This window comes from Micromonospora sp. DH13, assembly GCF_020873825.1.
GTDB classification, from domain to species: domain Bacteria; phylum Actinomycetota; class Actinomycetes; order Mycobacteriales; family Micromonosporaceae; genus Micromonospora; species Micromonospora haikouensis.
Map to the genome: position 1 here is coordinate 152,948 of NZ_JAHWGR010000002.1, position 22,029 is coordinate 174,976.

22 protein-coding genes are annotated in these 22,029 nt (G+C 69.7%); 9 read left to right on the forward strand and 13 right to left on the reverse strand.

The genetic code is table 11. The features are described 5' to 3' along the window. Window positions 1-111 precede the first annotated feature (111 nt). The 6 genes from LPA42_RS02650 to LPA42_RS02675 all read right to left on the reverse strand — a co-directional run bounded on the left by LPA42_RS02650 (window position 112) and on the right by LPA42_RS02675 (window position 6,925). The gene (locus LPA42_RS02650; protein WP_144082758.1) at window positions 112-3,705 is read right to left on the reverse strand and encodes a hypothetical protein; all 3,594 of its coding nucleotides are present in this window, start codon (window positions 3,703-3,705) and stop codon (window positions 112-114) included. A 63-nt stretch (window positions 3,706-3,768) separates the two neighbouring features. Then, complete coding sequence (locus tag LPA42_RS02655) at window positions 3,769-4,146, reverse strand: hypothetical protein (RefSeq protein WP_198956707.1); 378 nt, start codon at window positions 4,144-4,146, stop codon at window positions 3,769-3,771. Window positions 4,147-4,444: 298 nt separating this feature from the next. After that, the gene (locus LPA42_RS02660; protein ID WP_077939479.1) at window positions 4,445-4,900 is read right to left on the reverse strand and encodes a SitI3 family protein; all 456 of its coding nucleotides are present in this window, start codon (window positions 4,898-4,900) and stop codon (window positions 4,445-4,447) included. 18 nt (window positions 4,901-4,918) lie between these two features. Next, window positions 4,919-5,275 (reverse strand): hypothetical protein, encoded by a 357-nt coding sequence (locus LPA42_RS02665; RefSeq protein ID WP_077939494.1) that lies wholly within the window; start codon window positions 5,273-5,275, stop codon window positions 4,919-4,921. Between the two features lie 230 nt (window positions 5,276-5,505). Then, entirely contained in the window at window positions 5,506-6,033 is a 528-nt protein-coding gene (locus tag LPA42_RS02670) for a DUF6244 family protein (protein ID WP_077939480.1), read from the reverse strand. Window positions 6,034-6,148: 115 nt separating this feature from the next. Then, window positions 6,149-6,925 (reverse strand): hypothetical protein, encoded by a 777-nt coding sequence (locus tag LPA42_RS02675; protein ID WP_077939481.1) that lies wholly within the window; start codon window positions 6,923-6,925, stop codon window positions 6,149-6,151. A 324-nt stretch (window positions 6,926-7,249) separates the two neighbouring features. Between LPA42_RS02675 and LPA42_RS02680 the strand changes: the two genes are divergently transcribed. Next, a complete protein-coding gene (locus LPA42_RS02680; protein ID WP_228986288.1) occupies window positions 7,250-7,789 on the forward strand; it encodes a hypothetical protein in 540 nt (179 codons plus the stop codon). Next, window positions 7,782-8,741 (forward strand): TRM11 family methyltransferase, encoded by a 960-nt coding sequence (locus tag LPA42_RS02685; RefSeq protein ID WP_077939482.1) that lies wholly within the window; start codon window positions 7,782-7,784, stop codon window positions 8,739-8,741. Before LPA42_RS02680 ends, LPA42_RS02685 begins: the two co-directional genes overlap by 8 nt. Here LPA42_RS02685 and LPA42_RS02690 read toward each other — a convergent pair. From LPA42_RS02690 to LPA42_RS02700, 3 genes are all read right to left on the reverse strand, one after another. Beyond that, window positions 8,657-9,877 carry an NADAR family protein gene (locus LPA42_RS02690; RefSeq protein ID WP_077939483.1) on the reverse strand — a complete coding sequence of 407 codons (1,221 nt, stop codon included), beginning with the start codon at window positions 9,875-9,877 and terminating at the stop codon, window positions 8,657-8,659. The two genes, LPA42_RS02685 and LPA42_RS02690, sit on opposite strands and share 85 nt — an antisense overlap. 50 nt (window positions 9,878-9,927) lie before the next feature. After that, the gene (locus LPA42_RS02695; RefSeq protein ID WP_077939484.1) at window positions 9,928-10,278 is read right to left on the reverse strand and encodes a hypothetical protein; all 351 of its coding nucleotides are present in this window, start codon (window positions 10,276-10,278) and stop codon (window positions 9,928-9,930) included. A 171-nt stretch (window positions 10,279-10,449) separates the two neighbouring features. Continuing rightward, window positions 10,450-10,788, reverse strand: coding sequence for a hypothetical protein (locus tag LPA42_RS02700; protein ID WP_077939485.1), 339 nt, complete (start codon window positions 10,786-10,788; stop codon window positions 10,450-10,452). A 361-nt stretch (window positions 10,789-11,149) separates the two neighbouring features. Between LPA42_RS02700 and LPA42_RS02705 the strand changes: the two genes are divergently transcribed. From LPA42_RS02705 to LPA42_RS02735, 7 genes are all read left to right on the forward strand, one after another. Further along, on the forward strand, window positions 11,150-11,614 hold the full coding sequence (locus LPA42_RS02705; RefSeq protein WP_144082759.1) for a hypothetical protein: 465 nt from the start codon (window positions 11,150-11,152) through the stop codon (window positions 11,612-11,614). A gap of 160 nt (window positions 11,615-11,774) precedes the next feature. Beyond that, a complete protein-coding gene (locus tag LPA42_RS02710; protein WP_144082760.1) occupies window positions 11,775-11,972 on the forward strand; it encodes a hypothetical protein in 198 nt (65 codons plus the stop codon). Next, complete coding sequence (locus tag LPA42_RS02715; RefSeq protein WP_077939487.1) at window positions 11,969-12,583, forward strand: hypothetical protein; 615 nt, start codon at window positions 11,969-11,971, stop codon at window positions 12,581-12,583. Before LPA42_RS02710 ends, LPA42_RS02715 begins: the two co-directional genes overlap by 4 nt. Continuing rightward, complete coding sequence (locus LPA42_RS02720; protein WP_077939488.1) at window positions 12,580-12,999, forward strand: hypothetical protein; 420 nt, start codon at window positions 12,580-12,582, stop codon at window positions 12,997-12,999. The genes LPA42_RS02715 and LPA42_RS02720 overlap by 4 nt, the downstream gene beginning before the upstream one ends. A gap of 311 nt (window positions 13,000-13,310) precedes the next feature. Continuing rightward, complete coding sequence (locus LPA42_RS02725; RefSeq protein ID WP_074472907.1) at window positions 13,311-13,655, forward strand: hypothetical protein; 345 nt, start codon at window positions 13,311-13,313, stop codon at window positions 13,653-13,655. Between the two features lie 263 nt (window positions 13,656-13,918). Further along, window positions 13,919-14,623 carry a GGDEF domain-containing protein gene (locus LPA42_RS02730; RefSeq protein WP_158229465.1) on the forward strand — a complete coding sequence of 235 codons (705 nt, stop codon included), beginning with the start codon at window positions 13,919-13,921 and terminating at the stop codon, window positions 14,621-14,623. Next, complete coding sequence (locus LPA42_RS02735) at window positions 14,620-15,912, forward strand: hypothetical protein (RefSeq protein ID WP_096761701.1); 1,293 nt, start codon at window positions 14,620-14,622, stop codon at window positions 15,910-15,912. Before LPA42_RS02730 ends, LPA42_RS02735 begins: the two co-directional genes overlap by 4 nt. A 229-nt stretch (window positions 15,913-16,141) precedes the next feature. On the opposite strand, the gene LPA42_RS02740 is transcribed toward LPA42_RS02735, so the two are convergent. The 4 genes from LPA42_RS02740 to LPA42_RS02755 form a co-directional block, all read right to left on the reverse strand. Beyond that, complete coding sequence (locus tag LPA42_RS02740; RefSeq protein ID WP_228986289.1) at window positions 16,142-17,245, reverse strand: hypothetical protein; 1,104 nt, start codon at window positions 17,243-17,245, stop codon at window positions 16,142-16,144. Beyond that, entirely contained in the window at window positions 17,242-19,644 is a 2,403-nt protein-coding gene (locus tag LPA42_RS02745; protein WP_077939504.1) for a DEAD/DEAH box helicase, read from the reverse strand. Before LPA42_RS02745 ends, LPA42_RS02740 begins: the two co-directional genes overlap by 4 nt. Window positions 19,645-19,944: 300 nt before the next feature. Next, a complete protein-coding gene (locus tag LPA42_RS02750) occupies window positions 19,945-21,156 on the reverse strand; it encodes an FAD-binding oxidoreductase (RefSeq protein WP_308291141.1) in 1,212 nt (403 codons plus the stop codon). A 185-nt stretch (window positions 21,157-21,341) separates the two neighbouring features. Continuing rightward, a complete protein-coding gene (locus tag LPA42_RS02755; protein WP_077939519.1) occupies window positions 21,342-21,980 on the reverse strand; it encodes a GPP34 family phosphoprotein in 639 nt (212 codons plus the stop codon). Window positions 21,981-22,029 lie beyond the last annotated feature (49 nt).

Consider the following 22,029-nt stretch of genomic DNA (forward strand, 5'->3'; position numbering starts at 1 on the left):
GCGTGGTCCTTGCCGGGCAGAATGGACGTCCTGTCCAACGGACCACCCCCAGACCAAACACGGAAGATCCAACGCAGTCCCCGCCGCGGGATCGAAGATACGTAGGATTCGTCACTTTTCTGAGGAACGCGTGTGCCGCGCGCTCACACTCCGACAGCTGGCGAGCCAGTTCCGCATGCCGGTTTCCACGACCGGGGGACCGGCAGAGTCGTCAGGTTGCCCGGCTCGGGCGGCTCTGTCATTCAGCATGTGATCGGCGATGGCCTCGACAGCTGCCGGGCAGACCACGGCGAGCAGGTCGATAATCTCGGACAGGCGCCTTTGGCGGATAGGCGATACAAGGAACGGTTTGGCCAGTGTGGGCTCGATCTTGCGCGCGACCGCGATCGATGCCCGCGCATGGCTGAACCCGTCTTCTATACTTTGGAGGGCCCGCTCGGCCGAATCGATGGATCCTTGCTCGATGAAGATCTCGGCGAGTTGCTGGAGGCTCCGGTCCCGCTGATTGGAAGTGCCGCCGGTGCGGGCAAGCGTGTCAGCGCGGTCACCGTGGCCGGCTCGAGCCAGGGCCACAATGAGCCGCGTTCGCGCTTCGGCCCGATGATGCTGGTCTACTATCGAGTTGACTAGCGTTTCGGCGCGCGCGAAGTTTCCGGCGCGGGCTACAGCATCGACCGCCTCGACCAGACCTTCGTCACGCGCCTGACCCGCCTGCGAGATTTTTTGTTCACTAGTGCTACTGAACATCGGCCAGTTGACTGGCGTGGTGATTGGAGACGACGGCTGATTGGTGTCCCCGTTGTCGGCCATCCAGTTTGCCAGTGATTCCGCGCGTTCGTCCTCACCGAGCACCCACCACGCGGTCAAGATCTTTTGCATCTTGTAGTGGGGGAGCGTCTGTCCGGCTTTGGCAGCCTCTTCGGCGGCGGCAAGTGGCCCTATAGCGAGCCGGAGTATGTCGGGTCCTTTGGCGGATGTTGCCAGTTCGATCAACATTGCCGCTCGGCGCTGTGGCTCGCTGATCAGTCCAGCGAGTTCCAGGGCCGTCTCGAGATCGTCTGCCAGGGCTGCCCCGCGAGCGAATCTTTCGAGATCCAAGTTGCTTGGACCCGTTTCGTGACCCAGCCGGAAGAGTAGGGTGGCCCGCCGAGCAGCTTTGCGGGCGTACTCGACGTGACCCAAGGTCGCGAGTGTCGAGACCAAGGGGGCGAGAAGCTTAAGCTCGGTTCGGGAGTCGTAGATGGAACGGCTGATCGTCTCGACACGTTCGGCAAGAGCGGTCGCGGTTTGCCTGTCGCCACATTTCGCTACGCGAAAGCCCCAACTGGTCAGCGCGGACGCCTGCTTCCGGCGGTCGGTAATCTCATCTATCAATCCGGCCAGATCCATTTCGTCGACTTCCGCAGCTGCTTGGACGATGGCCCTGCCGTAGGCCTGATCTCTTGCTTCGGCGTCGGGAAGGGCGTCAGCGAGTCGTTTGGCGTAGTCAAGATCGCCCGTCTCAGCAGCGGATCCGATCACCTCGAGCATGGCCTTGGCCTGATCAGAAATGTCCGCGATGGAACTGACCACCGCTGCAGCACGTTCGGGGTCGCCCGCTTTGTACCAAGCCGATCCGATGGCCGCGACGAGCCGCGTCACCACGTGATCTGGAGAGGCCTCATTCTTTTTCCGGAAGTCTTTCAGTGTCGCCTCGGCAAGGCTGGCAAGGCTCGCCAACTCAGTGCGGTCAACGACGGTCGCCAGAAGCGAACCGATCTCCGTCAACGCATCGATGCGCTGCTGTGATTCCTGCACACGTGCGGCTTCCCGGATGGCGTGGTCCGCGAGTTGGCGCGCCCGGTCCGTGCGGCCCGTGTCGATGAGCCCATCCGCCAAATAGCCGAAAATGAGAGCTTTTTCGCCGCTGTTTGTCAACGCGTCGACTTCAGCCACAGCGCTGTCGGCCAGGCGGTCCGCGAGGCTGGGTTCGCCACGGCGGGCAGCCTCCTTTCCCAGGGCGCCCAACGCTTGGGCTCGCCAGTATGGCATCGGAGTCTGCCAGACCAGTTCTTCCGCCTCGGCCAGGCTTGCGCCGGCGCGGGCAACACCGATGGCGACTTCGGCGAGTGCCCGCGATTGCCAGAAAGGCGTCGGTGCGCTGCGTGCCACCCGCAGCGCTCGCTCACGTTCACCGCCTTCGGCGATGCGGCGAGCGACTTGGCTGATCGCTCTGCCAGGCTCATTCGCGGATAAAAAGACACGAGGCGGTATCAGGCCGACGAGCCGTTCGGCATGAGCGTGGTAACCTGCCGCCGCCGTTTCGGGCGCGAGAAGTGAAAGCGCGGCATCGCGTATCCCACCGTCTTCGGATATCGACCGAACCAATGCCTCGGCACGCGCCACGTTGCCGACGGCGGCCCACAGACGTGGCAGATCAACGGGTATGTGGCTGTTGCGCCTCTCCAGGTCGGCGCGGTGCAGCGCCAGCCGGCACAGCGAAACCAAGTCACAGTCGCCGGTTGTCGACAACGCCTCCTCAGCGAGCGCGACTTCGTCCAAGGCGGCGGAATCACCGCCAGTGTGGTCCAACATCCGGTCATGCCGGCCTGCGTCGGTGGCCTGTTGCACCATCCGCGTATGGTCGCCTTGGTCGGAGAGTATCCGGAAGTAGCCGAGCAGAAGGTACTCCGGGGTGTCGACGGGCCAGCCTTGTTCGCGGTATCGGTCAGCCCACTCGTGCAGCCGTTGCCGGTAGTCGCGTAGGCGCGACGGACCGAGGAGCTTTATCGCCGTGGACTGCAACTCCTCGTGAGCAAGCACGTAGGAATCACCCGCCCTCCTGAAGGTGCGTCCGGTGAAACTGTTCAGATAGTCTTCCATCAGCCACTGGTCCTCCTCGGCCAGTTCCGCAAGGTCCGCCACGGACAGACCGCTGGACGCGGCGGTGATCAGCCCGAGGATGACCCGTTCGGTGCCGTCGGCGTGCATGATCCTCTTCAGTTCCCGTTCGGCATCGGCCCGCACCACCTCCGCGTAGGCCGACTGCCCGAGCTCACGGATCACGCATCGAACCCGCAACGGATGGTCGGACGACACATCAGGTGGCAGCGGCGGATCCGGCCGACTGGACACGACGACACGCAGACCGCTCGGTGGGTGTCGAGGAAGGGTCCCGGCGATGCTGTACGAATCAGGCCCGCCTGTGACCCCCCGATCCTCGTCGAGGCCGTCGACCAAAAGGACAAGCCGTTCATCCGCCGCTTGGCAGGCGGCTGCAGCTGAACTGAGCATGTTCAGCAGGTGCGCCTCCTGGGTCGAATCGGTCAGGCCGACGGGAAGTCCTCGATGTTCGAGCAGGTCGGCGAGCTGTTCAAGGGCGTTGTCGAGGAACGCCCTACGGCCGTTCTGCTGGTGATGGCGTGCGGTCACAAAGAAGGAGACGATTCGGACTCCGGCCGGCGGGTGCAGCACGAACCACGACATCAGCGCCGACTTGCCGGCCCAAGCTGGGGCACGCCACCACGCATAGCGGTAGTCGGAGTCGCCTGTGCAGAACGCCTCGAGCTCGGCCAGCTCGGCGTCCCGACCCTTCAGGTCAGGCGGGACGATCCGGCGCACCTGCTCGGCGTAGGCGGAGCGGACGACCGGCGGCACGTAGCCGTACGAGTTGTACTGCGTGTTGTTCGCGCCAACCTGTACGCCGTAGGCGTGGTCCGCGTCCAACCTGACGACGGTGCTGTTCTGCCAACCCGGTGCCGTGTCCATTGTGGTGTTCGGGGCGGTGACTCAGTTGAACGTATTGGTCTGGGTGTTGTGGCTTCCAAACTGAACACCCTTGGCAAAGTCGGCTGACACGTGGTAACTCCCCGCCGTTGCCCCGTCCAGCTCTGCCAGGCTCAACAAGCGGCGCGCCGCGTTGATCACTTGCTCGTCAGCGGCAGCCCCGGATTCGGCCAGGTCTTCACTAAGGAGCGCCTGCCATTGGCCGGTTTTGACCTCCACCGCATCGAGTGCTTCCTGTGCCCGGTACCGACCCATCAGACGACGTCGTAGCAGGCTCTTCAATCCGATGTAAGCATCCGAAATTGCGGATTTCGTTACGTCTGTCGAGCCCGCCGCCGCACCTGCAGCAAGCGCTGCGACAATCATCTCTACACCCGTCACAGCACTCATCTTATGACAGCAGAGCCTCGCCGGCGTACACCTGATTGTGCACAGCTCGTGGTCAAGCACAGGTGGTGGTCGGCACCGTCGTCGCTCCTGCTCGTATCGGTAGTCACGGTCGTGCACCTCGGGTGATGATCATTTCCACCTGGTCGACCTGCCCCATGCGGGGCAGGCCGGTATTCGTTACCCCACCTCGGCCGACTTCGACAAGGCCCTGGAATCCTGGGCTGGTACATGCTTCCAACCCTGAACGTCGGTCCGGTGTCGCGTAGGTGGTGCGGAGCGAGGCGTGGATTCAGCCGGTGATGAGGTGGGTGAGGTGGTAGTGGTCCCACCAGTCGGTGCGGTGGTGCAGGTGGATGGCGCCGTTGGTGCGGGTCAGGAGGAGGTGGTTGCCGTCCTGGATGAGGGCGGCGTCCTCCTCCCGTCCGGCTAGGACCCTGGACACGGTGGTGATCATGTTGGGGATGGCTTTGTCGGCGAGGTCGTCGGCGTGGGGGGAGAAGGTGATGTTGACGTAGGTGTCGGGTTCCCATTCCCAGCGGGCGCCGCTGTCGGTTTCGGCTTCGTAGTAGCCGTGGGTGCCGGCGCGGACGGTGATGGCGTAGCCGCGTTGGTCGTAGAGGCGGGCGGTGAACAGCCGCGGGTTCGTCTTCGGTCGTGGCGTCTCGTCGGGGTGTGTGGCGGTGAGGGCGGCGATCTCGTCGACGGGTGGATCGCCGGCGAGGATCAGCCGGAACTCGACGCCCATGTCCGCCCCCGTCTCTGCTCAGTGTCGCCGGATAATCTGTTGGATCGTACCGTCGGGTTGCACCACGGCCAGTTCCTTCAGCCCGTCGATGGGCCAGTCGTCGAACTGGCGTCGTAGCGCGCTGAGGTCACCCTTCCAGTCGTGGAGGTTCACCACGACCCGCTGGGTCTGCTCGTCGTCGATCTTCTCCCGGACCTGGCTCCAGACGTTGCGCACGGAGGTGCGGGCGGCGGGGGAGTAGCAGTCGAAGACGTGGCCTTCGACGAGGTAGTCGGGGTCCTTGTCCGGGTTGCCGTGGTCGCCGGTGCGCTCGCGGGCGTCGCCGGTCTCGGCTGGGGTGGGGTTCTGGTGGACCCGGTAGCCCTTGACGGCCATGCTGTCGGCGCATTCGTTCTCCAGCTCCAGGGCCCGTCGGGTGCTGTCGTCCACCTTGGGCCCGATTCTGGTACGCGGGCCGGTCGGCGTGCCGCCGGGGACGCCGCTGGGTTGCCGGCTCCACGGGAGGAACACCTCACCCGGCTCCTGGGTGTGGCCGGATGCGGCGGGGGAGGATTCGGTGCTGGTGGCGGGGGCGGGGCTGGCCGGTGGGTGCCGGTCAGCCCCGCTCAGTTTCCCGAAGCCCCGAGCTGCCGGGCCTGGCCGGTGGTCGCTTCGACGGCCTGCGCGGCGGTGCCGGCGCGTTGTACGAGTAGCACGAGGACCTGCTTGACGCCGTCGAGGGCCTGCAGGAGCGGGCCCGGTTGCCCGCCCTGCAGGACGACGCTGGCTAGGTTTCGGGTGTCGTCGAGGTGACTGATCGTCGCGGTGGCGGACTCGCGGGCGGCGGTGATGCGCTGCTGCACCAGCGTGAGCGCGGCGATGGTCTCCTGCGCGGCGGCCCGTCGGGGAACCGCTGCGGCGGCCGTGGTCGCCTCTCCGACCGCCGCGGCGAGGCTACCCAGCCCGCCTTGGACGGTGGAGACCGTCGCCCGTACCCGGGCGATCCCGGCAGCGACGCCGGCGAAGCCTGCGGTGGCGGCCCGTAGGGCGATCTCCTGGGCCTGCCGGTCGACCGCCGCCGTGAGACCCTGGGCCCGCTCGACGCCCGCCGTCAGCGCCCGCAACTCCCCGATGATCTGTTCCATGCTCGACACGCGTCAGCCACCCCGACCGAGAACGGACTCCGGACCCCGCAACCTACCCGGACGACCCGACCCAGGGCACCCCGAACCGCCTGGACACGTCGAGGACGCCGGCCGTGTGGTGCCGTCAGGCCGCCGCAGTGGCGGCGCGCCGTGCGGGCGGACGCATCGTACCGGAGAGGTCGCCTCGTGTGACGGCGGCGGCCACGACACGTTCGGCTCGTCTTCTGCGCATCCGCAGGACCGAGGCGGTCACGCCCCGCTCGGCGGCCAGGTGCTCGATCAGCGCGTCGCCGAACCGGGTCGCGCTGATCAGCTCGGCGGCCTCGGCGGTGATCAGTCCGGTGGCGGCTGCCCGGCCGAGCAGCAGGTCCGGGTGCCCGTAGGGCATGCGTGGTGACCGCGAGCCGGTGGGTAGGTCCAGCGGGAGTTCCTCGCCGTCGTCGGCCTTGACGACGGCGGCGCCTGCGCGCCACGCGGCCCAGCACAGCCGTAGCCACAGCCGGGGCGGGGCAAGGTCCGCCGTGCGTAGGGCGTGGAGAAACCCGGCCAGCACCTCGGAGTCCACGTCGTCGGCATGCCGGGCGTGGCCGCGGCTGATCTTCGCCGCGAGGTGTGTCAGCGCGGGCAGGGCCACGCCGATCGCGCCGACGACCCAGGCCGGCCCCCAACCGCGGGTGTGGTGGGCGAGTTGCCGCCACACCTCGTCGGTGGTGTCACTGTCGTAGCGGTGGAACATGAGCAGGGTGCGTAGCTCGTCCAGCGGCATCGTCGTGTCCGGCAAGCCCGGCACGGGGCGTGCGTCGAACACCAGCGGCGCGGGTTCGCAGGTCAGCAGAGTGAATGCCTGCTCGGCGGTGCTCAGGGCCGTGACGGTCGTTCTGGTGCGGGTGGTCGTTGTCATCGTGATGGTTCCCCTCGGCGGTAGCGCTTCGCCCGACTGCGAAGGCTTCGAGACCCCCGATTGGGACAGCTCCACCTGACACCAGAAGGAGTTGTCAGACCGGGATAGGCCGTGTCTGTGCTGGTCAGGTTCGCGGCGGTAAAGACCGTCCGCGTGCCCGCCACTGGGCGATGGTGCGTGTGACCTGACCTGACCGGTTCGGTCAGGTCGGGGGTGGGTTCGATCGGCCTGACAGCCACGCACTGGGGATCGTCAGTACGTCCCGCCGGTCCGGGGGCCACCGCGCCTATGGCCGACAGAAACCCGCACCAGGCACCGGTCCCCGTGGGGGACGTGGTGCCCGGCGACGCGCCCGTGCCGATCACCGTCTGGCCGGTCCCGGCCCCACCACAGGGCGAGACCATGTCCAACGCGATGGGCGTACGGCTGGTCCACAACCTCACCCACCCATCCGACCTGGTCATCGACCTGGCCGTGGGCCCGCAGTTGGCCCGCGCGGTCATCGCCGCCCACCGCCGCAGCCATCTGCAATCGACCCGACTGCTCGGCTGGGGCCGGGAAGCGGCGACGCTGATCGTCACCGCCTGGCCCCCCGACGGCGGCGTCTCGGCGGTGGAGTTCTTCCTGCGCTGCCACGCGAGTCTCCTACCGGGCGGCTGCGTGGCGGTGCTGCTGCCGCACGGGGACGTGATCCTGCCGGTCGACGTGGTCGTCGCCGCGAAGAGGGCTGGGCTGGCGTACCTGCAGCACGTCGTGGCGGCCGACCGGCCGCCCCGGCGTGGCCAGCGGGCGCAGCTGGACATCCACACCGATGTGCTGATCCTGACCCGTAGCGCGACGCAGCCCGGAGGCGTCGATGGATGAGCCCATGCCGGTGACGTCGGTGTGGCTGACCTGCCAGCAGCCGGCCCGGGACCAGCGGCGGGGCCGCTACGTGCCGGAGACCTCCAGCCATCCGGGAAAGATGCTGCCCCACCTGGCCGCGCACGCGATCAGTTCCTACACCGCGCCGGGGGATCTGGTGCTCGACCCGATGTGCGGGTCCGGGACCACTCTGGTCGAGGCGATGCACCTCGGCCGGCAGGGGATCGGTATCGACATCGAGCCCCGGTTCACCGCGCTGGCCGCTTCGAACGTCGCCCTGGCCGCGTCACAGGGCGCGACCGGGTCGGCGCAGGTGTTCACCGGTGACGCCACCGGTCTGCTCGACCTGGTGCCGGAGTCGATGGCCGGCCGAGTGGGACTGGTACTCACCTCACCGCCGTACGGGCGCGGTACGCACGGCCTCGTGCGCGCGACGAGCGCCGGGGTCCGCAAGCGGGACCATGTGTACGGGGACCGGGAACGCGGCAACCTCGCCTACGGCGGATGGTCACGCCTGTTCGACGGGTTCGCCGCGATCCTGGCCGCCAGCTACCGGCTGCTGCGTCCCGGCGGGACCGTGGTGATCACCTGCCGCCCGGTACGCCGCCAGCGCGACGATCTCATCGACCTGCCCGGGCAACTGCTCGCCGTCGCCCGGTCGGTGGGGCTCGTGCCGGTGCAGCGGTGCGCGGCGATGCTCGCGGCGGTCCGCGACGGACAGATCGTGCACCGAGCGAACATGTTCGGGCTCCTGGCCGTCCGCCGTGCCAGGGACGAGGGCATCCCCGTGCACCTGATCGCCCACGAGGACGTGCTGGTCCTACGTCGCCGCTGGAGTTCCGGAAGTTCCCACGAACCCAAGTGTTCTCACGGGGAACCGGAGGGCCCTGGTGCCCCATCCTCGCATGTCGGCCCTTGTGTTCCTGGCGAAGCTGAGGAGCCGTTGCCGTGAATCGCCGGAAGGGGGATCTCCGCCGCGGCAGCTGCGAGTTCGGAGCGGATCACTTCCAACAGACGGCCGATCCAGTTGGTGGCTCGTTCGCTACTGACGGACCAGTAGGCGGAGTCGAAGTCGACGTAGATGACGCGGGCGTCGCCGCTGGCGAGCAATGTCTGTGCCATCTGCGTGTGCTGCGTGTACTTGGCACGCAGCAGGATGGTCATGACGGCCAGACGTGCCGAGGCCCAGTCGGCGCGGCGGGGCGCCTGCTCCGCGAGTTTGCCGGCGTCGTATCCGCGCGGCGTCGCAGCGATCTGGTCGTGCCAGTGCGGGTCGGGAGTCGACAGCGCCCAGTAGGCGTGTGTGACGCTGGGGTAGCTGTTGGCGCCGACGGTGATGGCTGCCGGGTAGTCGTTCTGCAGGACTTCGACGCCGGGTGGATCCGGCCAGCCGCGGGGGTAGACCGTCTTCGGGATCGTCAGCGTGGGCTGCGTCGGGTGTTCGGGGCCATCGGCCGGGACCCGCGCGTCCCATGTCTCGATCGCGCTTCCTCGCTCGCGGAAGTACGCGACTGCCTCGGCCCGCTTTTGCTCGGTGACGACCGGGCCGTTTGGCCAGCCGTGCAGTGGTTCGCCCAGGTCGGTGATCAGGATCCGCAGTGGAGCGTCTTTGCGGTCCATATCGCCGAGAGCGTAGACGCGCAGGTGTTCGGTGATCGCCAGGTAGCGATCGCGAACCGTGCGTCGGTTGTCTTCGGTGGGGCTGGCCAGGTAGGTCTGCACTGCTTGCAGGCATCGACCGGTGGAGTCGGGCCGTCCGTTGAGCCGGTCGATTTCGTCGGCTACCTCGCCGAGAAGCATCTCGGCGTCGATGGCGGAGCGGGGCTCGGTGAACTGCCACCCCGCCAGGTGGTGTGCCGATGCTCGTGCGCCGTGTTCGAGGGTGGTCGCGACTCGGCCACAGCGGAGTTGCTCGGCCAGTCCGTCGAGGTCGGTGAGTCCTCCAGTGCCGCAGTCGATCGCGCCGTCGGCGTAGATGACCAGGTCGGTCAGGAAGTACGTGTCCATGTTGCGGGTGAAGATGTGCCGCCAGGTGCCTTCGACTCGTTGGCCGTCCACGTTGCGGTAGGTGCGGCGATATCTGGTCACCGGCGCACCGTAGTCCAACCGTGCCGGAGACGTTGTCATGAGGTTCGTGGTCAGGCCGGTGTCCCCGGTGCCTGGACGATGACTGCGGCCTCGGGAACGCGGTCGTCGGCGATCAGAGCGGACAGCTCATCGAGTAGTCGTTCGAGATCGTCGCGGCTTTCAAGGTCGTAGTGCTTGTTGACCATCCTGTCGTCGGCGAGGCGGACTGTCGTCAGCTCCGCCTCGCCGGTGTCCCAGATCATGATCGTGGCGAGCCACGTCGTGGACTCGAACTCGCTGACCACGACCGCCTTGCCGTGGTTCGGCTGGATCGGGTGCGTGTGCCACCGCATCCCCAGCCTCGCCCACGTCTCTGCTCGGGCCTTGACGGTGACCGACAGCGCCTCCAGGGGAAACGTCATGCCCGTGACTGTCGCACGGCCCCCACCGGCTGAATCGGCACCGGCCGAGGCGGTGCGTTCAGTCGAACCAGTTGAACAGCAGGTCACCGAGCCTGTCCGGCCGGTGGTAGGCGGCATCACGGCGTTCGTCCTCGGCGAGGAATCGCAGGTCACTGTCGCCGAGTGGCTGGATCAGCTCTGCGGCCGTGGCGACCCGCAACCCCGCCTCGGGAACAGGTTGCCGGCCGGCACGTTGACGAACGTCAGCGTCACCGAGTGGCGATCCTGCGGCTCGGCCGCAGCGACCAACAATGCCGCAGCGTTGAACAGCAGGCCCACCGCTACTCCATCGCGGAGCCTCACACCCACCCGGTAGTAGTTCCGGCCGGCGGCGGGCTCCTCGACCCGGGTGGTGACGGTCCCGCCGGAAGCACGCATGCTGGCGTGCACCGCAGCGAGCCACACGGCACGAGCAACCGGATCGTGGTGTGGCTTGGTCGCCCCTGCCTGCGCCGCGTCCACGATCTCCACGGCTGAATTGTCCGTAGCCGGTGGCCCGGACGTCGAGTCCCGCACGGGGAACAATCTGACAGATCGCGGCTTTCGGCGGGCTGACAGCCTCTGCCAGCCGTGCCGACCTGACAGCAGGGCCCGTGGGACTCTGGCCGAGGCTAACCTGAAGGCTCTCCTTCTTCTCGTGCCCCCTGATCTGGCCTCTTCTCGCGACGGCATCGCGCCCACCGGCTCCGGTCGGCCGCCGTCGCCCGCGTCTGATCCGGCCCCACACGGTCCACGACCCTCTGCCCATGCCACAAGGGCAAGGGCGATGTTCCCGTTCCGCCCGGCGGTCACCACCCGGTGGCCGCCTTCGTGCTGTCCGATGGAGGACGACATGCTCATGCCCCGCTGGTACCTGACTACCCCCGACTGGTTTGCCGAGCTGCCCGACGCGATCCGCAGCGGCGACGACGGCAAGACCGTGACCAACCAGCACGTACGACTGCACCACGACGGGCCTCCCGTTGGCCCGGCGGAGAGCGACGCCGCGATGCGCGTGGCCCTGCTGGCCGTCGAGCAGCTCAGCGAGGCCATGACCCACGCCGCCGACTGCCACGACCTGACCGAACTGGCCCGGCTGCTGTGCGGCCTCAACCTCGTCCAGGCGCACCTGACCCAGACGATCCAGCGCATCGCCGAGAACGTCCACGGCGGTGCTTTCAGCGGACTCGCCGCCGTGCCGGACACCGTCGTGCAGGCCCTCACCGACAGCCTCAGCACCGCCGGCACAAACGGCGAGATCCTCGCCGGTCACCTCAAGGACGCCCACCTGATCCTGCGCTCCGTCGCCGTCGCGTAGCCCCAGCCTTCACCGGCACGCGTGATCCGGCACCGGACACGCAGCCGTCTCGACCCGCACCATCCGGCCGATGCCCGGCCGACCGCGCACACCCGCGCAACATCCGGGCACGGCCGGCAGGCGTGCCCGGATTCCATCCACCAGCAGATGGAGGAATCCCGTGCCACACCACCGCTCCACACTCTCCGGCCCTCGCCGCCGGATCCAGCCGCACCACCCCAACGACAGCCCCGGCGACACTCTTGCCGCGCATCTCGGCCGCCGTGCCGAGGCCATCCGCTGCCGGGAACTTCCCGCGCTGCGACGGATGCGCAACGCCCTCACCGGCCCGGTACCCGCCCCGGTGGTGCTCGCATGACCGCCCCCGAGATTCCTGCCGTCCCGGTACGCCTGGCCCGGCGGCCCGTCGTCGGAGGGCTGGTCGTCCCATGGGTCACCGCCCGCACCCCCGATGGCCGGTACCGGTTCGGCGCCGTCGACCACCATCGTCACGTCCGAGCGCTGCAGGAACGGCTCTGCCAGACCTGCGGCGACGAACTCGACCCCGGGCGGATCGTCTTCGCGGTGCGCGACAGCGACCTGCGGCTGCTCGTCAGCCCCGAGCCGGGCATGCACCCCGTCTGCGCCGCCTACTCCGCCAGCGGCTGCCCCATGCTGGCCGGCCGGATGAGCCACTACCGCACGACACCACTGGCCGCGCAGCTGACCGAGGCTGTCGCGTCCTTCCACGGCGATCCCACCGGAAGCCGCCCGGCGGCACCCGCCGAACGCTGGCACCTGCTCTGGGCCACCGGCTACCGGTCCTTCACGAATCCGCTCACCGGCCAACGGGCCGCGATGGTGCTGCCCGAGCAGATTCTGCGCATCCGCCCGATCGGCCCACCTTCGCCGCTGCGCCCCGCCGATCGCATCCCGGACAGCGAGCCCGGCCCCGCGTTCACCCCTGGCCCCGAACGGAGTCCGTCATGACCCTGCATGTCATCGCCGTCTACCACAACGCCGAAAGCCGATTCCTCCCGTACGAGCCGGGCCACGCCCTCACCCAGGTCATCTCCTACTGGCGGCGTCTGCCCGCCTTCGCCAAAGCGGAGCGGACCGCCAGCTGGATCTACGGCCTGTTCAACGTCGACCTCGACCAACTGGAGACCTGCCGCGAGACGCTGAGTGGAGAGGCCGACTTCCTCATCGCCTGCACCTACCGGCTGCTGCGGCTGCGTTCGATGTCCACCGGAGACGTCATCGCCATCACCGCCAACGAACGCACCACCTGGCTGGCCTGCGAGTTCGGTGGTTGGAGGCGCATCGATCCGCCGAACAACATCACCGGGGAACCGTTCACCGCCGGCACCATCCACCAGCACCTGCGGCGGGACCGCCGTGCGTGAGCACCCCTGCCGCCACCACCCGCGGGGCCGGCACACCGATGCCTGCCTGACCGGCCCGTGCGGCTACTGCGGCACTAGCCTCCAACTCATTGCCTCCGGCGAATGCCGCTCCTGCCTGCTGATCGTCTGCGAGGCATGCGATGCCGGCTACCACCCCGACCTGGGCCCCATCTGCCGCTCCTGCGCCCAACCCGACGCCAGCCGCAAGACCCGCCCGGCCACCTGACCGTGCCCTGGGACCACCCCGTACGGCCACCCTCATCGCCCGCCGGCCCTGGCGAGCGGGCACGTCACCCTTCCGGAGGTTCCGCATGACACCAAAACCATTTCCCGTCATCGCCGTCACCGGTAGCCGGCTGCTGCGCGCCGAGCTGCGCACCGTCGAACAGCAGGCCGGATACGAGTTCGAGTACGCCGACTCCGTTCCCCAGGGCCGCCGCTACGCTAGCCGCCGCCCGCTGATCGTCATCGGCTCCGACCTGGTCGCCCGGTTCCGGAACCGGCTGGCCTGCCGCGGCATCGTCGTCGTGGCCTCGGTCAACCCGCCCGACGCGAGGGTCTGGGTGCACGCCGAGCGCGTCGGCGCGACCTATGTCATCGTCTTGCCCACCGCCTCCTCCTGGCTGGTCCACCACCTCCTGCGCGACCTGCCGTAGCAACCGCCTGCCGGGCCAGCTCGCGCGGAGGCCGTCGGCCATCGGACCTAACAGAGTTGCGGTGCCTGGTGATCATCATGCCCCGACCGGGCGGCAGCGCATCCGGCAGCAACGCCGAGCCCGCCCCACGGTGCCCCTTGCCGGGACACCGAATACAGAAAGCGGCCCGCCACCAGGCGGGCCGTCGTCGTTTCAGGACCCGGGACGCAGAGCGCCTAGGAAACGTACGCGTCCCGGGTTCTCCATCGAGATGGAGGAACCCAGTGTTCACCACACTCCTCGCGATCGCCACCATCGTGGCGGCGATCCTCGGAGCCGGCGTCGGCTACCTCGCGACCCGGCCCACCATCACCCGGCTGCGCGCCGAGCTGGCCGACGCCGCCTGGCAACTGACCCACGACCCGCTCACCGGACTGCTCAACCGCACCGGCCTGCGCACCATCCACACCACCGTCGCCACGGCCTCCCCACTGCAGCGCCTCGTCGTCATGCTCATCGACCTCGACCGGTTCAAGGAGGTCAACGACACCCATGGCCACGACGCGGGCGACGACCTGCTCGTGGAGATCGCCGACCGGCTCGCCCAGGTCGTCCACACCTACGGCGGCACCGTCGCCCGGCTGGCCGGCGACGAGTTCACCGCCATCGTGCCCCTCCGTCACCACCCGGTCCGCGACATCGCGGACCGGATCGTCAGCGCCATCACCGCGCCGGTCAACGTTCAGGCCGAGGGCGGCCTGGCCACGGTCACCGTCACGGCCAGCGTCGGTATCGCGACCGTGGCCAGCACCGACCCGTTGCAGGACATCGCGCTGCACCGCGCCGACATCGCCATGTACCACGCGAAGCGCCAGGGACCCGGCCGGCACGTCGTCTACGCCGACGGCATGACGATGCCCGACCGTGCGCACCGTCGTGGACCGCGACTGCGTGACCTGCGCCGCGACCAGCGGGGGAGCGCCGAATGAACCTCGCGACCCTCACCGCCTGCGCAACCTGCCGACTGGCCCTCACCGAGCACCCCGACGGACACGGCACCATCTACCGGCACCCCGTGACCGAAGGCCGCCACGCCGTCGTCCCCGTCGACGCCGACCAGATGAACGACGTGTTCGACCGTTGCCACACCTGCACCGGCGCGCCGCCGGTGTGGAACTACCACACCAGCCTCATCCAGATCGCGGTCCTCGCGGCCGTCGAGACCTACAACGATCAGTGGCACGTCTGCTACCGATGTGCCCAGTTCATCGAGGCCGACGACTCCGAGGGCCTCACCGCCCACTGCGCCGCCCGCATGCAGTGGCTGCCCCACCACCACGAGTACGCCGTCCTCCGCGCACTGCACCGCGGCATCATCCTCGGCCGCGAAAGCAGGACCCTGCTCACCACCACCGCCTGGCCGCCGGCCAGGCTCGCCGCCGACATGCTGCCGAAGATCCGCGACCGGTTCACCGGCCTCCTCCGCGGCCCCGCGCACCTGCCCCCACACCTGAACGACCCCGACCACCGCCGGGTCCTGGCCGACCAGCTCGACCTCGCACCCATGTACTGGATCAACCAGGAGTTCACCGACATGGTCAACGAGGTCGGCAACGACCAGCCACCGGCGGCCGTCACCGACGACCTCGCCGCCACACCGGCCGGGCTGCTCGCCTGGCCCGGACCCGTCGGTGACACCCGGCAGCTCGCTGCCGTGTCCTGGATACCCCACGCGGACGGCTGGCAGCTCATCGGCTACTGCAGCATCGGCGGCACCGCCCTCGACGACGACCTGATGCCCGCACTACGACACGAGATCGGCTGGCTCGTACCCATCCACGCCGAACACGTAACCCGAGGGACCAAGCTCGACGGACGACACCCGCTCGGCCCTCTCGTCACCACCTGGCTGTTGATCAGACAGCAGTTGGCCGAGGCGGTGCCGGCGAAACTGCCCAAGGCAACCACCAGGGCGTACCAGCGCCACCGGCGTCCTGCCCCCGAGGTCAAAATCGTGCGCATCGCACCGCGCAGCACCGCCGCCGCACCTCAACGAGGCAAAGCTGGTGAAGGCTCCATGCGGGCCAAGCCCGACCACCGCTACTGGGTCTCCGGCCACGACCGCCAACAGCCGTACGGTCCCGGGCGTAGCCTCCGCCGCACCATCGAGATCGCGCCCTTCCTCAAGGGAGACGAGGGTCTGCCGATCAAACTCAGTACCACCGTCCGTGCCCTCGGTAGCCGAGGCGATGACCGGACGCGGCGTACCGACCAATAGCTGTGCGTGTGTGGTGGTGGAGCTTGCTCCACCACCACACACGCACTGCGGCCTTTTTGCGTCTGGATGCCCGGTCGCCGCTTGTGCGCGACCGATGTGGTCTGACCTCTCGATCGGCCCGGGCGCGAGTGCATCGGCCGGGAGGATGCCCGACAGGCGGCGTGGCCCGGCCGGCGATCGTCCTCGATGGCTGGTCGACGTCAGTTCTCCGCGCCGGAGGGCAGGGTGGTCAGGGGCCTTGGGGTAGCCGATGTTGCATGTCACTCGCCTCGGCCCCCGGGTGTCTCCTCCGTCGTTGGCCGACCCGCGGGGAGGTCGGTTCAGTGGTGGGGAGCGCACGGGTGGGGGTCGGTCTCCGGTTGCTGCTGGGTGAGGGGGGCCGGTCGTGGGGGTGGTGACATGGTGTCGGTGGTGGGGTGTCGAAGACCAGGGTGGCGGTGACGAGCCGGTGGTCGGAGGGGTAGGGCTGCCGTGCCGGGACGTGGACGCGGTAGCTGTCGGGGTCGACGTGGGGGCGCATGGCGTCGTTGGCGAGGAGCCAGTCGATGAGCAGGCCGCCGCCGACGTCGATGCCGTGGTTGACGGTGGGGAGCAGAGGTATGTGGGGGTTGGCCGTCCGGGCGAGTTCGGCGAGGGCGTGGAAGCCGCATCCGTCGGTGCGGTGGTGGGTTTCGGGGTCCCAGCGTCCGATGAGGTGGTCGACGGCGTCGGTGTCGGCGGTCCAGGTGCCGTCGGGGTGTCGGCGTGCTTTTTGGGCGCGGGCGCGGTGGCCGGCGGCTGTCCAGTCGCGTTGGGGGAGGTGGGGGCCGGAGGCGGTGCTGTTGAGGTCGCCTCCGACGATGACGGGCATGTCGGTGGTGCCGTAGCGGTCGAGCAGGGCGGCCTGTTGGCGGCGGCGGATGCCGCAGTGGGGGTCCCAGTGGGCGACGGCTGCGGCGAAGGTGGTGCGGCTGTCGGGGGTGCCGGGTTCGCCGGTGCCGCGGATCGCGAAGACGGCGATGTTGCGCTTGTCGGCGAAGACGTGCGGGTCGGCGGGGGCGGGCCAGGAGCGCAGGGTCAGCAGCGTCGGGTCGTAGAGGATGGCGGGTGGCATGGGGCTGTGTGGGTCGTGGCCGAGCACGCCGACGTAGGGGCGGTCGAACCGGTCGGCGAGCAGTTCTGCGGCGTGGTGCAGGGGGCGCTGGCCGTCCTCGTGCCAGGTCTTGGCCTCGCAGAGCAGGATCAGTGCGGGCGGGGCCTGCACGTCGTGGAAGGCGTCCACGAGGGGGCGTAGGTTGCGTTGGCCGTGGCGGAGGCCGCCGGCTTCGAAGTTGAACAACGCGATGGGGATCATGGTTGCTCCGTGGGTGGGGTGTTCTGGTGGGCAGGCGTGGGGCTTGCTGGGGCCGGGTCCGGGGTGCTTGCCCGGCGGCGGGCGGTGACCTGGCGGGTGCGGGCCCGGCCGGAGGGGATTTCCCACTGCATGCCGATGGCATCGAGGGCGGCGATCTGCCGGTCGGTCAGGGTGCCGGCGCGACGGGCGGCACGTTGCTTGCTGAGCCATTTCGCCAGGTCGACCCCGGGGCCGTCGTGGCCCTTGCGGGGGTGTAGGTGGCCTTCACGCTGGTAGTAGGCGGTGGCCGATGCGAGGTTGCGCTGCCAGGCGGCCTCGCGGATGGACCAGTGGATGCCCAGTGCTTCCAGGGCGCGGACGCGCTCGGCGCTGAGGACGCCCTTCTGGTGGTCGACGCGCCGGGCGGAGAGCCAGCGGTAGAGGTCGATGCCGTTGACGGTGTGGCCGACGGGGACGTCGAGGTGGCCGTGGTCGGCGTGGAACCGGCGGGCGGCGGCGTACCCGTCGTGGTGGGCTGCTCGGATGCTCCAGTCGATGCCCAGGGCGTCGAGGTCGGCGGCCCGGTCGGCGGGCAGGGTGCCGGCGCGGCGGGCCGCGCGTTGCTGCCACAGCCAGTTGTAGAGGTCGAACCCGTCGAGGACGTGGCCGTGGGGGACGTGCAGGTGTCCGTGCTTGGCGTGGAACCGTCGCGCGTAGGTGAGTCCTCGGGCCCAGATTCCTTCCCGGGGTTCCCAGTGGAAGCCGAGCGCGTTGAGGTGATCGACGCGGTCCTGGGCCAGGCGGCCGGCTTTGTGGTCGGCGCGCTGCCGGAAGACCCACCGGTCGAGGCGGACACCCTGCCGGAGGTGACCGGTCGGGACCCTGGTGTGGCCGTGGTCGGCGTGGAAGTCGCGCAGGGCGCCGTAGCCGACCATCCAGTCGGGGGTGGTCTCCTCCAGCACCCGCACCGTCAGGTGCCGCAGCAACTGCTCGGAGGCGTATCCGTCGGGCAGGCGGACCAGCAGCCGCGGCGGCAGCTCCGCCGCCCCGGTGCCGGTGCGGGCGCGTTGGAGGTCGAGGTCGGCCGCCAGGGCGCTGTCGTGGGCCCGCAACGCCCGTAGCGTCTGCAGCAGGGTCGCCCAGCGGGTCATGGTCCCGGTCAGGTCGGAGGTCATGTCGGCGGGGTCGTCGGGAAGCAGCACCGGAAGCAGGATGGTGGCGATGCCGGAACCGGCCGGATTGCGGCGCACGGCCCGCCCCACCACTTGGACGACGTCCACGGGGGATTCCTTCGGTGCGGTGAGCACGATCGCGTCCACGGCGGGCACGTCCACGCCCTCGCCCAGGCACCGCGCGTTGGACAGCACCGTCCATCCGTCCTCGGGCGGCTCGGCCAGCCGTCGCAGGTGCAGGCGCCGCTGCGTGATGCTCTGGGTGCCGTCGACGTGTCCCACCGTCAGCTGGCCCTTCGGCCGTTCGCTGGCAGGCAGCGACTCCACGGCGGCCGGCAGCGTGCGGGCGAACTCCCGGCTGGCCTGCACCCGCGGCGTGAACACCACCACCCGCCGCAGACCGAACTCCGCCGCAGCCCGGACCAGGGCGGTCTGCACCACCACCGTCCGCAACGGCGCGGCCCGCGCATCGACCACCACGGCCGGGTCCAGATCGCGCAGCATCTCCAACGCCTGCGCGGACGTGACCCCGATGGCGAGGACCCGGTAGTCGTCCAGCCAGCCGTCACTGATGGCCTGCGCGAACGAGTACGTGTAGCAGACGGGCCCGAACACCGCCGTCTCATCCATCGACAGCACGTCGTCACCGTCGCCGCCGGTGCGGAGCCTGGCCGGCAGCAGCCGGGGCGTGGCCGACATGTACAGCCGCCGCCGCGCCGGCAGATGCTCGTCACGGTGCACCAGCGCACCGTGCTTGCTCGCCCAACCGGCCGTGTGGTGCGCCTCGTCCACGATCAGCAGGTCGGCGGCCACCCCGGCGGCGTTCAGGCCCCTGCCCACGGTGTCCGCCGACCGGTGCGTGACCAGCACCAGACTCAACCCCGACGCCGCATCGTGCTGCCTCGCCCATCCGGCGATCTGCGCCGCGTCGGTGGTCACCGGGCAGGTCAGGTCCACCACCCGCACCGCTTCGTCGGCGACACCACCGTCGCCGCACACCGCCAGCACCCGGGCGGCCGCACCCGCCCGGACCCACACGTTCAATGTCTGGGCCAGCAGGGTCAGCGACGGCACGGCCACCACCACCAGCCCTGAGGGACACAGCCGGCCCCCCGCGTGCACAGCGACGATCGACTTTCCGCTGCCGCAGGCCGCCCGTACCTGACCACGGCCGCCGTCCGCCAGCGCCGCGACCACCGCGTCGACGGCCTCCCGCTGGTAGCCGCGCAGCGTCGGCATCGGCGTCATCAGCGGGTACGCCGGTCGACGCGCGGCAGCTGGCCGTGAGAGGCGGACGGCGCGCAGGCCGAGGCGGACCGGAGGACTGCGTGGTGGAGACGCCGGGGGTGGGAAAGCAAGGGTGTGCTCCTGGGTCAGGGTGGGTGGGGCGGCGGCTGCCGACGTCGGCTGGTTCGCCTGGAGAGACCGGTCATCCGGTGCCGGGTTGGACTTCCCGCAGGGGAAGCGCAGCCCGAGCACGTCGAGGGGCGGCGGAGGCGCGGCCGGAAGGCCTCGGGGCTGGGCGGCCGCGAGGAGGTGGACGCGGTGTCACCGCAGCGGGGTCGCCTTGCGGCGCGTGGTGGTGTCCTGCCGTCGGGAGAACCTGGTGCTGCCTGCTGGTTCTACGGCGGGTGCAGTGGGGCGGGTGAAGGTTTCGGCGAGGTGGAGGTGGTCGGTGGGGATGCCGGCGAGGGGGAGGCGGTGGCGGGCGTGGTCGATGAGTGCGGGTGGGCCGGCGACGTGGACGTGGTGGCCGGGCCGGTAGTGGTCGAGGACGGCGGTGAGCACGTCACCCTGGGCGGCCGGGTCGACGAGGGGGTCGTCGGTGAAGGTGGGCCTGATGGTCAGCCACTCCGGATACGCGGTCTGGAGGGTGTCGAGGGTGATGCTGTCGTAGAGGTCTTCGAGCGTGCGGGCACCGACGATGAGGGTGACCCGCCGCTGCCGGCCGTTGGCGGTGCCGGTGGTGGTGAGGTGTTCGACGATGGCGCGTAGGGGTGCCAGGCCGGTGCCGCCGGCGGCGAGGAGGAGTTCGCCGTGGTGGTCGGGGTCGAGGGTCAGTCCGGCGTGGTAGGGCGGGCCGAGCCACACGTATTCCCCGACGGCGGCGTGGTGGGTGAGACAGGGCGAGACGGGTCCGTCGGGGACGGCGCGGACGTGGAGCTCGATGGTGCCGTCGGGGCGGGGTGCATTGGCCGGGGAGTACCACCTCCAGGCGCCGGGTCGGTGGAGTGTGGTGACGGGGAGAGCCTGGCCGGGTTCGTAGTGCAGGCGGCGGCGGGGACGCAGGGTGAGCACGGTGGTGGTATCGGTTGCCGGGTCGCGGCCGATGATCTGGGCAGGGGTCCACGGATGTGTGGTGGTGAGGCGGTGGGCGGCGCGGTGGGTGAGGTTGAGGACGTGGTGGCCGTGACGGCGCCACTGTTCGGCGATCGTGGACGTCCAGGTGGCGGGCGCGTGGCGGGCGACGGTGGCGGTGAGGGCGTCAACGAGCGTCTGGTGGTGGTAGGGCTGCAGGCCCAGGTGCCGGTAGGTGGGGGCGAGGGCGGCGAGCAGGGCGGTGCGCCCGGCGTGGTTGTCACCACCGGCGATCAGGTGACCGACGGTGGCCAGGAACGTTTGTGCATCACGTTCGGGCAGCAGCCTCATCCGTCGGTCAGCCAGGAGGGACGAGAAGTGGTCGGTGGCGCGGCGCAGGTGGGGTGTGACGTCGGCCCAGGATGCGCGGAGGTCGGCTGGATGGGCGGCGGGCGGTGTCACGAGACCGGCTCCTTGGCGCTGATCGGAATGCTGGGTCGGTGGCGTGGTGCGCGTGAGGGCATGGGTCGCTGGCGGTGAGGCGTCGTGGTCCTGCCAGCGGGCAGGAAGGCGGCAGCCGGTGATGTTGCGGCGGCTGCGGGACGGACTGATCACCGCCGTTCCCCGGGGGACGGCGAGAGAGCGGGTCAGCGGTAGGTGGCGGTGGCGAGGTCGCCGATGCTGGCGTCGACCGCGGCGGTGATGTCCCGTACAGCTCGGTGGTGTTGGTTGGCGATGGTGGTGAGGCGTGTGGTCAGGGTGGTGGGGTCGTTGTCGAGGTACAGGTGGGTGGCCAGGCCGAGGACGGCGACGAGGCCGGCGAGCGCGGCGGTGTGGGCGTTGGGTTGTTCGCGGCCCTGGGCGAGGTAGCAGAGTCGGGCGCGGGGCACGACGGACCACTTGCAGTGGGTGGGTAGGTAGGTGTCGCGGTGGGCGATGCCGGCGAGGCGTCGTTGGCGGTGTGGGCGCAGGATCCCGGTGGTGACGAGTCCGGCGCGGGTGCGGTCGTACAGGTCGACGGCGAAGTGCCGCAGCCAGGTCCGCAGGGGTGGGGCGGCGCGGGTGGGGTGCAGTGAGGCGATGGCGGCGTCGGCGATGAGGTCTCCGACGGGCCGGTCGGTGCGCAGGCGCAGCCGTTGGCCGGGCACGGGGCCGGTGAGGTCGGGCGGGTCGACGATGACCCGTGCGGCGAGGTGCAGGTCGATCAGGACGGCGCCAGCGAGGCCGAGGGCGAGGGCCCGGCGGTGCACGTGCAGGCGGCCGGTGTCGTCGTCGTGGGCGAGCATGAACAGCTCGTCGCGCAGCGGCAGGTAGGGGATCGTGGTCACGGTCGGC